Here is a 13,581-nt window from a genome sequence, read left to right on the forward strand (position 1 = left end):
CACCCTTATTTTTTTTCTTTTAGAAGCAGCAAACAAAGCGGACCCAGAACGGGAATAAAAGAATAGAAGGCTCTTCTGCCCATTTTGTATTCATGTTTAAGCACAAACCACGAAAGCCATGTTAAAACAAACAGGTCAGCTGTCATCACACTGACAAGCTGCGAAGATTGAAAGGCCTCTGAATATCTCTCTATTGACCCCATAAAGATGCCGAAAAGGTATAGACCGGCAGTAAGCACGGCAAGAATCAAAATCACCAACTTTGAATCACGAAGCCTTTTCGTTTTTTCTGAGAATTTCCTTTCTATATGCTTACGCTCTTTTCTCAAAAAGAAGTAAGGAAGCAGCGAAAAAGCTCCAAGGACAAATGAACCGAGAACAAACGGCCAGGCCGGAAGCTTACGGGTATCATTCGGCAAAATCAAAAGAGCAAAGATCATTGGGAAAATCCCTAAAAATGAAAACACCATAACAACGAGCGGATCTGCCTGTTCAAAAGAACCAGTCAAAAGGTGTTTCATGATATCATCTTCCTCGCCGCTCTTTCCCGGCGCAAAAAATACAGCATAAGCTATAAGAGCTGCCCACAAACTAAACATAGATTCACCTCTTTTTTATCATTTAATGTAGCACTTCCGACCAGCAATCCACCAGTTATAATCGGTTTTTTCTTTGAACGCGCTTGCAAAAGACAATCCCTTTGAGTCATGCGTTTTTTTCTAGTATACTGGGGCAGAGAAATTTGAACGAGAGAAGGGAACAACCTACAATGACCTTACAATTAGAAGCCATGAACCTTCCGCAGCAGCTTTTGGCAGTTATCAGGAAGCGGGCAGAATCCTATAAAAACAGCGGGGACTCATACTTGATCGGAACAGGAGGCTATATGCCTTCAGAGGATGCGGTCCTCTTTGATGCGATGATTGCCCTCTCGCTTGGGAAAAATGTTCTATTAAAAGGACCTACAGGCTCTGGAAAAACCAAGCTTGCCGAAACCCTTTCCAATTTGTTCGGACAGCCGATGCACAGCATCAACTGCAGTGTCGACCTTGATGCCGAGGCGCTCCTTGGCTATAAAACCATTTCGCAGGAGGGGGCGAAAACATCAATTGAGTTTATAGAGGGGCCTGTCATCCATGCGATGAAAAAAGGCCATCTACTTTATATAGATGAAATCAATATGGCGAAGCCTGAAACGCTTCCTATCTTAAACGGAGTGCTTGATTACCGTAAGATGATCACGAACCCGTTTACCGGGGAAGTCATCCGGGCCTCAGAAGGCTTTGGCACAGTTGCTGCCATTAATGAAGGGTATGTCGGCACGGTACCTCTGAATGAAGCACTCAAAAACCGTTTTGTTGTCATAGAAGTTCCGTATATTCAGGGAGACCAGCTGAAATCCGTTCTTCGCACACAGTCGAAATTGAAAGATGAAAAACTTCTGTCCCAATTTGTCACTTTGTCATCTGATTTACTCTTACAGGTGCAAAACGGACAAATTTCAGAAGAAGCCGCTTCAGTACGGGCCTTGATTGATACATGCGACCTTGCCGTCTATCTTCCGCCTTTGCGTGCGATCTCACGCGGAATTACTGAGAAACTTGAAGATGACAGGGAAAAGGCAGCGATCCGTAATATTGCAGAAACGCTGTTTGCATAAAGGGGATCTGTCATGAAATACATTAAATTCAATGATAAACGGGTAGATTCCTTTCTTTTTATGGAGCTGTCGGATCTTGCAAAAACACTGACACGCAGCGATGAGACAGAAGTTGAATTTGCCGTGCAGTCCTATTTTGACCCGTTCACTAAAAAAGTGCATATCAGCCATTTCTGGGACAATCGTCCCCGCAAGGATATGGTGAACGGACTGAAAAGCGATGTGTTTCTCCGGAGCATCGGCAGCAGCAGGTATACGGATTATCAAGCTGTTGATTCCTTTGTAAAAGCTGCACAGAACCTTTCGCTTTCAAGCTTTGCCAAGCAGCTTTTCGTCATGCTTGAGGATTTGCGCCTCGAGGAAGCCTGCAAAAGAGAAAGACCCGGCACTGTGCGTGTATTCGCGGCAAGAAGGGAAATGTACAGGCGGTTTTTTAAAAGCCAGCTGATTATAAATCAGGAACGGACCATTTTAACAGATGCACTTTACAACGCTTTCTATTTAAAAGCTACATCGGATTCACCCCTGGAGGTTTTTCCGTCACTAAGTGAGTCCATTGACCTTGCCGTTCCTTTTTTAGAAAGAGAGATCTTATCTTTTTACGAGGCAAAAGAAACAGCAGCCATCAGCAAAATTGTTCTCTCTGTCACAGAGGTGCTTGAGGATCTTCTCGAGGCTGATATGCTGAACATGTATTTTCATCTTCCGGTTCTTGACTATGCGGCGGCCGATGAGGCTATGACATTTGATGAAATGAAAAGAAAATCAAAACTTAAAAATGATGATATTCTCAAGCAAAAAAGAGAAGATGATGATGAGGATGTCTATGAAGACAAGCTTCCAACATGGCACCGGGAAACAAGCGAGGCAACGAAAAGTTTTCTTCAGTTTGATCTTGAGCAGGGAACGAAAACTGACCTGCTGGGTGAAGGTGTAAGGGAGGGGGATGATGGAGATCAGGCACTGGGAATGGTGCAGGGGTCATCCAAAAAGACAGCCCGAAACGATTATTCGCAGCTCGAAGCCCTGGAGAATGCAGAAAACAGGGAGGAAAAAGGCGGAAATGAAGCATTTGGCAAAGAAAACAAATATGCCTTTCCTGTTTTTACAGTTCCGGACTTGCCTTCTGCTGATGAACAGGTCTCCTACCGCGAGAAAAAAGAAATCATCGCTCCTTATCAAAAAAAATTAAAGCAAATGATTGAAAAAACCCTGGAACATAAAAAAATTTCCCCAAGAAGCGATTTGCATACAGGGAGATTGAGCAAGAAACTGCTGAAGCTTTTAACAGATGATAATCCTCGTCTGTTCTATAAGAAAAATCAGCCTTCGGCGCAGATTGATGCTGCCTTCTGCCTGCTCGTTGACTGCTCTGCTTCTATGTTTGACAAAATGGAGCAGACGAAGCTCGGGATTACACTGTTTCATGAAGCCCTTAAATCTGTATCTGTCGTCCATCAAGTAACCGGTTTTTGGGAAGATACAAATGAAGCCACCGAAACAAGCCAGCCAAACCACTTTAAGACGGTCATTGACTTTGGTTCGTCTCTTCAAAAAAAGAGGGGGCCGGAGATCCTCCAGCTGCAGCCGGAAGAGGATAATCGCGACGGCTATGCGATTCGCCATATGACCAAACAGCTGATGCAAAGAAGTGAGAGCCAAAAATTTATGCTAGTTTTCTCAGACGGTGAACCGGCCGCTTCAGGATATGAGCAGAACGGGATCATCGACACACATGAAGCGGTGCTTGAAGCCAGAAAGCGCGGAATTGAAGTGATAAATATTTTCCTTTCAAACGGCGAAATTGATGAGGGACAGCAGAAAACAATCCAGAACATATATGGAAAGTTCAGCATTGTTGTTCCTGATATTGACACGCTTCCGGAAGTCTTGTTTCCTGTTTTGAAAAAATTGCTTCAAAAAAGTATTCATGCCTGATAAGCGTCTCGCGATGAGGCGCTTTTTTCTTTCAAATATTATTATGAAATACTCAAATCTAAACAATATTCATCCTTGTATGGAGGGTCTGATCTGACGGGAAAGCATACAAAAGAAAGAACAGTCCAAAAATGCGGGTGCGGTTGGCTGTAAGAAAAGAAAATTGGTAAGAATATGGGGATTTTTGTCGGATGACAAGCTATTTTTTGGCAGTCAGTCGAAATTAAGGGCTGCGGTCTCATGAAGAATCATTATTAATTTTTGTTTTTCACTATTATTTTTAATTTTCTTATGATACTCCTTTGATAAAAAAGCCAGGGAGTGTTAAAATGGAAATGGAAGCGTTTTAATCCAAACCTATCATTCTTTGAATGAAAGGATAGTATATTACAATAATATCCAATTGGATCTGCGTGAAAGCAGATTCACTACCATTGCTGGGGGTAATGTAAGATGTCAGGAACAACAACAAAGCGCAAGATTCGACTTGAAGATTTTCATGGCCCGAACCTTGGCTATGTCCTGGAACTGTTTGATCAGTATAAACAGGATCCGGAATCGGTTGACGCCGAATTGCGAGAAATGTTTAACGGCTGGGATGAATCACCGCAGCAGGCAGCATCAGAGGCTGTTCCGGCTGCAGGGGGCGTGCCTAGTGCGGACAAGATGAAGAAGATTGCCTATGCAGTCAAGCTCGCTGATGATATCCGCACTTACGGACACTTAAACGCTTCTATTTATCCTTTTGAAAACCCTGGAAAAGAGTTTCTTAAGCTGAAGGATTACGGGCTTACAGAAGCAGATCTTGAAGAAATTCCAGCGTCGATTCTGTGTGCGGATGCACCGCAGGATGTGACGAACGGACTTCAGGCAATTACTTACTTAAAAGAAGTTTATACAAAAACCATTGCTTTTGAATTTTCCCATGTTCACCGTTTTGAAGAAAAATACTGGCTGAAAAAAATGGTTGAATCAGGAGAAATCTTCAAAAGCCACACAAACGAAAAGCGTCTTTCCATACTTCGCCGTCTTTCTGAAGTTGAAGGATTTGAAAAATTCCTTCACCGCACGTTTGTCGGACAGAAGCGGTTCTCAATTGAAGGGCTTGATATGCTTGTTCCGATGCTTGATGAACTTATCTCCAATGCAGTTCACGCAGGCACACACAATGTAAACATCGGAATGGCGCACAGAGGACGTCTGAATGTTCTTGCCCATGTCCTTAAAAAACCGTATGAAATTATTTTTTCGGAATTTCAGCATTCTCCAAACAAGGAGCTTGTGCCATCTGAAGGTTCTGTAGGCATTAACTATGGCTGGAGCGGAGATGTAAAATATCATCTTGGTGCTGACAGACAGATTACAGATGAAAGCACGAAGAGGGCGAGACTGACTCTAGCAAACAACCCAAGCCATCTGGAGTATGTTGATCCTATTGTCATGGGATATACGCGTGCCGCACAGGATAACCGCAAAACAGCCGGCTACCCAGAGCATGACGTAAAAGAATCTATGGCAATTATCATTCATGGGGATGCAGCGTTTCCTGGAGAAGGAATTGTAGCGGAGACACTGAACCTGAACTCGCTGAAAGGCTACCAGACAGGCGGATCCATTCACATTATTGCAAATAACATGATCGGCTTTACGACAGAAAGCATGGATTCAAGGTCGACTAAGTATGCAAGTGACCTTGCCAAAGGGTATGAAATTCCGATCGTTCACGTTAATGCAGATGATCCAGAGGCTTGCCTTGCAGCTGTTCTAATGGCGATTGAATACCGCAAACTGTTTAACCGCGACTTCCTGATTGACCTGATCGGCTACCGCCGCTTCGGCCACAACGAGATGGATGAGCCGATGACGACGCAGCCGCAGCTTTACGAAAAAATCCGCAAGCATCCTACTGCACGGGCTCTTTATGCGAAGAAGCTTGAAGAAGCAGGATATGCAACGAAAGAAAAAATTGAAGAAATTGATCAGCAAGTACTGGATAAATTCGATGCAGCGTACCAAAAAGTACCTTCTAAAAAAGTTACTCAGGTACATGATATAGAACTTCCTGAAATCGTTATCAACGGGCTGCCGGCTATTGAAACGGCTGTTGAGAAAGAAGCGCTGCTCAGAATTAATGATGAACTTGTAAAATGGCCGGAAGATTTTCATGTGTTTGATAAGCTTAAGCGCATTTTAGAGCGCCGGGCGAACATCTTTGCAGGTGAGCAAAAGGCTGACTGGGCTCTTGCTGAAACGCTTGCGTTTGCAACGATCCTTGAAGACGGAACACCGATCCGCCTCTCAGGACAGGATTCAGAGCGCGGCACATTCTCCCAAAGACATCTTGTCCTGCATGACAGCGAGACAGGCAATGTTTATGCACCGCTGCATAAACTAAGTAAATCAAACGTATCATTTGCCGTTCATAATAGTCCGCTTTCTGAGGGGTCTGTGCTCGGATTTGAATACGGATATAACGTCTTTGCTCCAGAAACACTTGTGCTCTGGGAAGCACAGTACGGAGATTTTGCCAATGCCGCCCAGGTATTCTTTGACCAGTTCATCTCTGCAGGCCGCGCAAAATGGGGACAAAAATCAGGTCTTGTGATGCTTCTTCCGCACGGGTACGAAGGACAGGGACCGGAGCATTCAAGTGCGAGACTTGAGCGCTATCTTCAGCTTGCAGCAGAAAACAACTGGACAGTTGCCAACCTGACTAGCGCAGCGCAATATTTCCATATTTTAAGAAGACAGGCAGCTCTGCTTAAACGCGAGGAAGTGCGTCCGCTTGTCATCATGACGCCAAAGAGCCTGCTGCGAAACGCACAGACTATTTCAACTATCGATGAAATGAGCGCTGGTGGATTCCGTTCGGTTATTGAACAGCCCGGACTCGGCCTGAACCATTCAGAAGTGAAGCGAATTGTCCTTTGCAGCGGAAAAATCGCGACAGACTTAACGGACAAACTGAACGCAATGGAAAACAAAGCTGACAGTATTCACCTTGTAAGAGTGGAAGAACTGTATCCTTTCCCGAAAAAAGAAATAGCAGCTATTTTGGGAAGATATGAAGCTCTTGAAGAGATTGTATGGGTACAGGAAGAGCCAATGAACATGGGTGCATGGACATACATTGAACCGGAACTCCGGGAAGTTTCGCCAGTACAGACAAAAGTGAAGTATATCGGCAGAAAGAGAAGATCTTCAACCGCAGAGGGAGATCCAAACGTTCATAAAAAAGATCAGGAACGCATCGTGACTGAAGCATTGACGTGGAAAAACGAAGGGAGAATTTAATCATGGCACAAGTAATCGTACCAGAATTAGCTGAATCCATCTCAGAAGGAACCATCGCACAATGGCTGAAACAGCCGGGAGACTACGTTGAAAAAGGGGAATATCTGGTTGAACTTGAAACCGATAAAGTAAACGTTGAACTGACAGCTGATTATTCTGGTGTGCTGAAAGATGTTGTTAAAGATTCAGGAGACACTGTTCAAGTGGGTGAAGTGATCGCTGAAATTGATGAAAACGGCGGAGCTTCTTCTGGCGAGGAACAAAAAACTCCTGAGGCAAAACCTGAAGAACCTAAACAAGAAGCGAAAACGGAAGAGCAGCCGAAACCGTCTGCACCTGTAAAGCAAGAACAGCAGGAAGCGAAGTCACAGCGTCCGATTGCTTCTCCGTCTGCCCGCAAGCTTGCGAGGGAAAAAGGGATTGACCTTTCCCAGGTTCCATCAGGAGATCCGCTTGGAAGATTGCGCAAGCATGATGTAGAGGCCTATTCGCCTGAAGCTAAGCCGCAGGCGCCAGCTGCTCCTAAACCTGAAGCGAAACCTGCTGTTACAGCAGATTCTTATGACAAGCCGGTAGAAATTGAGCGCATGTCAAGACGCAGACAAACGATCGCAAAACGTCTTGTAGAAGTTCAGCAGACAGCAGCGATGCTGACTACGTTTAATGAAGTGGACATGACTGCTGTTATGGACATCCGCAAGCGCCGTAAAGACAAATTCTTCGAACAGCACGATGTGCGTCTTGGATTTATGTCATTCTTTACAAAGGCAGTAATCGCAGCTCTTAAAAAATACCCGCTTCTCAACGCTGAGATTCAGGGAGATCAGCTGATCATCAAAAAATTCTATGATATCGGCATTGCTGTCTCTGCTCCTGAAGGCCTTGTCGTGCCTGTTGTCCGCGATGCAGACCGCAAATCATTCGCCCAAATCGAAGGGGATATCAGTGATCTTGCCGGTAAAGCACAGAAAAACAAGCTGACAATTGCTGACCTTTCAGGCGGCACATTCACGATTACAAACGGAGGCGTTTTCGGCTCCCTGATGTCGACACCAATTCTTAACGGACCGCAGGTTGGAATTTTGGGCATGCATAAAATCCAGCTTCGCCCTGTGGCAATCGATAAGGATACAATGGAAAACCGCCCAATGATGTACATTGCACTTTCCTACGATCACCGCATCGTTGACGGAAAAGAAGCCGTAAGCTTCCTTGCGACAATCAAAGACCTTCTTGAAGATCCAGAGTCGCTGCTGATTGAAGGGTAAAAAGAAAAGTGGAATCGCCCGGTTAGCTCCGGGAGTCAGATAAAGAAAATCCTCGAAGGCGCACTTTGCCTTTGGGGATTTTCTGTTCTGGCAGAGGAGTTGGGCGATGGAACTGGACACTAGAAAAGTGGAATCAGCCGTTTAGCTCCGATAGGCAGATAAGAAATCTCCGGAAAAGTCCGGTTTTGACTTTTTCGGGGATTTTGTTCTGACAGAGGAGTTGGCTGATGGAACTGGACACCAGAAAAGCGAAATCGCCTGTTCAGCACCATGCTGAACCCTGAAAATAAGGCATATAGACTCCACAAAAAAGAGCATCTGCAAAAGATGCTCTTTTTGTGTTCATTCTATTCTTTAACAGGAAACCAGCCAGGCGTGTTGATAATCGCCTGCCACAGCGGATCAGGAACAACAAGACGATCCTGCGCCTGTTTATCAAGCTGGGTTTCAATTTTATCTTCCTGTCCTTCTTCAATCTTTTGTACCCAGTCAGGGTCGATAATCAGCTCTCTGCCAAGTGCAACAAGAGGAACCCCGGTATTCATTGCTTTTACCGCGTCATCAGGGGTGTAAATGGACCCTACGCCAATAAGGGGAACGCTGTCGCCAACCCGTTCCTGAATAATTTCAAGCCTTGAGCGGGTATCATCAATTCCTCTTCTTGAAGCTGACCAGTATTCCATTAATGAAATATGAAGATAATCAAGATTCTTCTCTTTCAGGGCATCAACCAGTGCGAGCGTATCTTCCATCGTAATCCCAGGCGTTTCCGGTTCTTCAGGAGAAAATCTGTATCCTACAAGAAAGTTCTCTTTACCAAATTCGGCTGCTGCTTTTTTAACAGAATCAACTACAGCCAAAGGAAAGGCAAGTCTCTTCTCAAGTGAACCTCCGAATTCGTCTTCGCGCCGATTGCTGTGAGGCGATACGAACTGCTGAATCAGGTATCCATTTGCGCCGTGAATTTCAACGCCGTCAAATCCTGCCTGAATGGCGCGGCGTGTTGATTCTCCAAAGTCATCGATGATGGAGCGAATCTCATCTATTGTTAAAGCACGCGGCACAGGCGCCTCGCCAGATGGGTGTCCCTGCTCGGCCGGCACATCGCTTGCGCTCACAACATCTCCTCCTGGAACCAGTTCAGCGGGGACCATTCGTCCTCCGTGGAAGATTTGCATGATGGCTTTTGCGCCTTTTTCTTTAATGGCTGCAGCCAGCTGTTTTAAGGAAGGAATCATATCGTCAGTGTCACTTCCGAACTCTCCCGGGAAGCCCTTTCCGCTTGGAGTCACATACGCGCATGCAGTAATGACCATCCCGGGTCCGCCTGAACGGCGGCTGTAGTAATCCGTTTCTGCTTTTGTCACAGTGCCGTCATCGTTTGAGGAAAAATTTGTCATGGGGGCCATGACAATCCTGTTCTTTAACTGAACGCCATTCTTAAATGAAAATGGCTGAAGGAGCTGCTTATACTCTGAATTCATTATTCTCAACCTCCGTATGTTTTCGTTCATCTATCATCATACTTCCGCTTTCGCACAAAATCATTAAATCTGCTCATTAGAATTTGTTTCTGCCGATAAAATCATTCATGATAGAGTAACGGAGAGTGATCGTTATGACAAAAATCGAAGTGGAAATTATCCAGGGAAGAGGCACTTATTTTGACCTTGGCGTGAAGCAGGGAAAGATCCACAGGGGATCAAACCTTTTTGAAAATCATAAAAAGAGACGCGTGAAATCTGCAAAGTCCTACAGCACAGAATTAAAGGAGGCAAAACGCCTTATGGAATCTTTTTCCCCGGGTTTGTGGACGGAGCTTGAAGGGCTTTCAGAGGGAATGGAGTGGCCTCTTGCGGATGTCATCCATGAATACAGCGGCTATCAGGGAGACTGGAAAAAATCAGGTTGCAGCGCACTGATGCAGGATGGAATTTACGCGAGAAACTACGATTATCACCCAAAGACGTATGAAGGCAGGTTTTTAATCTGGCAGCCTGAAACCGCCTATGCAAGCATAGGGTTTGCGACGCGGATGATCGGACGCATGGACGGAATGAATGAAAAGGGTCTTGCAGTCGGCTATCACTTTGTGAACCGTCTCAAGCCGGGCGACGGGTTTATTTGCTGCAGCATTGCAAGAATGCTGCTCGATACGTGCAAATCAACCGAAGAAGCCATTTGGCTGCTGAAAGAAATCCCTCACCGCCACGCATTCAACTACTCCCTCTATGACTCGTCAGGGCATGGGGCTATTGCTGAAGCGTCAAGCAAAGGCGTTCAGGTGAAAAGAGGGCAAAAGCTTGCCTGCACCAATCATTTTGAATTGGGTGATAAACGTTCTGAAAATAGGAATCGTCTTGAAGAAACCATGCAAAGAAAGAAGAGGATAGAGGGGCGATTTCATACAGAGCTGAACCCGAAAGACGCTTTTGCTTTTTTCAACCGGACAGATGGTGCCATATTCAAAAAAGAGTACGGCAACTGGGCTGGAACTCTTCATACAGCTGTATATGTACCTGAAACACTCCAAGTCCTTATAGGCGCAGGGGGAGACAGGGAGCCGGTTTCAATTGACTTCAAAGATTGGCTGAACGGAAAGGACAGCTTCCTGAAAAGAATAAAAGGAACAATAGAGTCAGATTTAGAATTTCCCTACTAAAAAGCTTGTACACAGCGTTTGAGAGAGATGCTCCAGAGGGTACGGTACAAGAGCAAAGAAAGTTGGGGGAATGTATATGCAGCAAGTAATTGACATGATGAACCGGAACGAGGAGCTGCTTTTTCAGAGATGGGAAGGAAAGGTAGCCAGCCCGAATTTTTTAACGGAAGAGGATAAGCGGAGAACGTTCCAGATCATTTTCAGTCAAATCAGCCAATCGGAAAATGAGGCTGTTCATTTCTTTAAAGAATGGATTGACAGGCACTTCAGCGAAGAAGAGTGTTTAAAGTATTTGGTCACGTCCATTCAGCAGTTTAAACGAACAATTATTGATGCAATGGAGGATTCGGCCAGTGCAGATGAGCTTTATGAGAAAACGGACAGCTGGTTTGATCCGATGATTGCAGAGCTCGTTAAGATCTGCACGGACTGCTGGAATAAAGCATACAGAAAACAGGACAGCATGATTAATGAGCTTTCGGCACCGATTATCCCTATATCAAAAGATGTTTGCATCCTACCGTTAATCGGTGCGGTTCATGATGAACGCGCTGCCGTTATTACCGAAAATCTGCTGCACAGTGTGGAAACCTATCAATGCCGTTACGTCATTATTGAGATAACAGGGGTTCCCGTTGTTGATACATATGTGGCGAATCATCTGATTCAGGCAGCTGAAGCGGTAAAACTCCTCGGTGCACAGTGCATGATTGTCGGGATCAGGCCGGAGATCGCCCAGACCCTTATCAATCTTGGTGTTTCAATGGACAGTATTCAGACGTTTTCCAATTTGCAGACCGGCTTAAGATTCATTCAGATGAAAGAAAAATAAGGTCCTGGAAGGGGCCTTTAAATACGCCTTTAAGTTTACATAATAAAATTATTTTGCACTAATACGATGAAGGAATTTATTTCTTTTTGTCGAATAAGAACACGAAATGATTTTTTGAGGGGTGTACATAATGATTACTTTTAATCAGCCGGATGTCGAGCAATTTTTGAACGTGCTGTCCATTCAGGATTTCATCGTTTCACCTGATGGCAATCAGCTCGTTTTCAGTACAAATATCGGAGGCCATTACAATCTGTGGGCGATGGATCTTCCAAACCACTATCCATATCCTCTGACAACCGTAAATCAGGCATGCGGCAGTCTGGCTTATAACAGCCGGGCGGATTTTATCCTTGCAGGCTTTGACAGGGACGGGGATGAAAATACGCAGCTTTATGCCTTGTCCAAAAAGGGAGGTGCCCAGAGCCCGCTGCGTCTGGCTGAAGGCGAACGCCATATGCAGCCGTTTTTTTCAAAGGACGAAAAATCGCTGTATTACACATCAACTAAAAATGGCCATGAAAAAAACCTTGCAGTATACCGCTATGAAATTGATAGCGGAAAAGAGGAACTGATGCTCAAGGGCACAGATGCGCCCATTTATTTGCTTGCTGTGTCACCGCAAGAAACAAGCTTTGCCTTTATAAAGAATTTCAGCAATACGTCATCTCTCCTCTATGTTGGAAAAGACGGAGAAAACATACTAGCTGCACCGGAAAGCGAAGTCTCTTACACGCAGAATGATGCTGTATACATATCAGAGGATGACCTCTATTTTCTGACGAACTATGAATCAGACTTTTCCTATCTGGCAAAGTTTCACCTTCCGTCAAAGAGTTTTGCAAAGGTTCTGCAGCTTGAAGGCAAAGACTTCAGTACTCTGAAATATGATTCTTTTTCCGGCAAATTTTATATTATTGCAGAAAAAGGGGTCAAGGATGAGCTCTATAGCTTTGATCTGTCGGATCAGTCCTATGAGCAGCTTAACGTACCTGCCGACCGCATCAGCAAACTGCAAATCACAAAGGAAGGCAAGCTCTTCCTACTTGGACAGTCTGCCATTATGCCGCTGAATATCTTCAGCAGAACACCGTCACACTCATGGCAGCAAGTAACCAATCACGGTGTGCCTGGACTCTCACCGGAGGATCTGGTAAATCCGGAGACCGTAACATATCCTTCTTTCGACGGGATGGCCATTGAAGCTTCTCTTTACAGGGCACATTCTGAAGTAAGCAACCACCACATGATTATCTGGCCTCATGGCGGTCCTCAATCTGCTGAGACCAATGCATTCAGGGCTTTGTTTCAATATCTTCTGAAAAGCGGCTACAGCATTTTTGCACCCAATTTCAGAGGATCAACACGATATGGCCTTTCTTTTTCAAAATTGGTTGAAGGAGACTGGGGAAATGGGCCACGATTTGACATGACGGCCGGAATTGACTGGCTGATTGGGGAAGGGCTTGCTGATAAAGAGAAAATCTTTCTGATGGGCGGAAGCTATGGCGGCTATATGGCTCTGCTGCTGCACGGACGTCACGCTGACTACTTCAAAGCGGTAGTGGATATTTTCGGGCCGAGCGATCTTTTTTCGTTTATTGAGAGTGTACCGGAATTCTGGAAGCCGGCAATGGATCAGTGGGTAGGCAATCCTGAACGCGACCGTGAAAAACTGATTGATTTTTCACCGATTACTCATATTGACGGCATGACAAAGCCGATGCTCGTGATCCAAGGGGCAAACGATCCCCGTGTTGTCAAAGCAGAGTCTGATAAGATTGTAGAAGCATTGCGGCAAAAAGGAAGAAAGACAGAATATATAGTGCTTGAAAACGAAGGACATGGATTTTCAAAAAAAGAAAATGAGATTCTTGTATACAAAGCAATTGCTGATTTCTTGAATCAGCATCTCTAAAAAGCAGGT

9 protein-coding genes are annotated in these 13,581 nt (G+C 44.9%); 7 read left to right on the plus strand and 2 right to left on the minus strand.

What is annotated here, in order from left to right:
* Positions 1-5: 5 nt before the first annotated feature.
* Entirely contained in the window at positions 6-599 is a 594-nt protein-coding gene (locus RKD52_RS10665) for a hypothetical protein (RefSeq protein WP_454099702.1), read from the minus strand.
* 170 nt (positions 600-769) lie between these two features.
* Here RKD52_RS10665 and RKD52_RS10670 point away from each other — a divergent pair, with 170 nt between their 5' ends.
* The 4 genes from RKD52_RS10670 (at position 770) to odhB (ending at position 8,160) form a co-directional block, all read left to right on the plus strand.
* Positions 770-1,660: an ATP-binding protein gene (locus tag RKD52_RS10670; RefSeq protein WP_454099703.1), complete on the plus strand. Its 891-nt coding sequence runs from the start codon at positions 770-772 to the stop codon at positions 1,658-1,660.
* Between the two features lie 12 nt (positions 1,661-1,672).
* Entirely contained in the window at positions 1,673-3,598 is a 1,926-nt protein-coding gene (locus RKD52_RS10675) for a vWA domain-containing protein (RefSeq protein ID WP_454099704.1), read from the plus strand.
* Between the two features lie 453 nt (positions 3,599-4,051).
* On the plus strand, positions 4,052-6,892 hold the full coding sequence (gene sucA, locus RKD52_RS10680) for a 2-oxoglutarate dehydrogenase E1 component (protein ID WP_454099705.1): 2,841 nt from the start codon (positions 4,052-4,054) through the stop codon (positions 6,890-6,892).
* A 2-nt stretch (positions 6,893-6,894) separates the two neighbouring features.
* Positions 6,895-8,160 carry a 2-oxoglutarate dehydrogenase complex dihydrolipoyllysine-residue succinyltransferase gene (gene odhB, locus RKD52_RS10685; protein ID WP_454099706.1) on the plus strand — a complete coding sequence of 422 codons (1,266 nt, stop codon included), beginning with the start codon at positions 6,895-6,897 and terminating at the stop codon, positions 8,158-8,160.
* A 347-nt stretch (positions 8,161-8,507) separates the two neighbouring features.
* On the opposite strand, the gene RKD52_RS10690 is transcribed toward odhB, so the two are convergent.
* Complete coding sequence (locus RKD52_RS10690) at positions 8,508-9,644, minus strand: NADH-dependent flavin oxidoreductase (RefSeq protein ID WP_454099707.1); 1,137 nt, start codon at positions 9,642-9,644, stop codon at positions 8,508-8,510.
* A gap of 134 nt (positions 9,645-9,778) precedes the next feature.
* Between RKD52_RS10690 and RKD52_RS10695 the strand changes: the two genes are divergently transcribed.
* From RKD52_RS10695 to RKD52_RS10705, 3 genes are all read left to right on the plus strand, one after another.
* Positions 9,779-10,822 (plus strand): C45 family autoproteolytic acyltransferase/hydolase, encoded by a 1,044-nt coding sequence (locus tag RKD52_RS10695; RefSeq protein WP_454099708.1) that lies wholly within the window; start codon positions 9,779-9,781, stop codon positions 10,820-10,822.
* A 76-nt stretch (positions 10,823-10,898) separates the two neighbouring features.
* Positions 10,899-11,654: an STAS domain-containing protein gene (locus tag RKD52_RS10700; protein WP_454099709.1), complete on the plus strand. Its 756-nt coding sequence runs from the start codon at positions 10,899-10,901 to the stop codon at positions 11,652-11,654.
* A gap of 130 nt (positions 11,655-11,784) precedes the next feature.
* Complete coding sequence (locus RKD52_RS10705) at positions 11,785-13,572, plus strand: S9 family peptidase (RefSeq protein ID WP_454099710.1); 1,788 nt, start codon at positions 11,785-11,787, stop codon at positions 13,570-13,572.
* Positions 13,573-13,581: the final 9 nt, after the last annotated feature.

Source organism: Metabacillus sp. SLBN-84, assembly GCF_053629595.1.

Coding starts and splice junctions, on each gene's coding strand:
- RKD52_RS10665 (WP_454099702.1), bottom strand. CDS start 599: ATGTTTAGTTTGTGGGCAGCTCTTATAGCTTATGCTGTATTTTTTGCG.
- RKD52_RS10670 (WP_454099703.1), top strand. CDS start 770: ATGACCTTACAATTAGAAGCCATGAACCTTCCGCAGCAGCTTTTGGCA.
- RKD52_RS10675 (WP_454099704.1), top strand. CDS start 1,673: ATGAAATACATTAAATTCAATGATAAACGGGTAGATTCCTTTCTTTTT.
- sucA (WP_454099705.1), top strand. CDS start 4,052: ATGTCAGGAACAACAACAAAGCGCAAGATTCGACTTGAAGATTTTCAT.
- odhB (WP_454099706.1), top strand. CDS start 6,895: ATGGCACAAGTAATCGTACCAGAATTAGCTGAATCCATCTCAGAAGGA.
- RKD52_RS10690 (WP_454099707.1), bottom strand. CDS start 9,644: ATGAATTCAGAGTATAAGCAGCTCCTTCAGCCATTTTCATTTAAGAAT.
- RKD52_RS10695 (WP_454099708.1), top strand. CDS start 9,779: ATGACAAAAATCGAAGTGGAAATTATCCAGGGAAGAGGCACTTATTTT.
- RKD52_RS10700 (WP_454099709.1), top strand. CDS start 10,899: ATGCAGCAAGTAATTGACATGATGAACCGGAACGAGGAGCTGCTTTTT.
- RKD52_RS10705 (WP_454099710.1), top strand. CDS start 11,785: ATGATTACTTTTAATCAGCCGGATGTCGAGCAATTTTTGAACGTGCTG.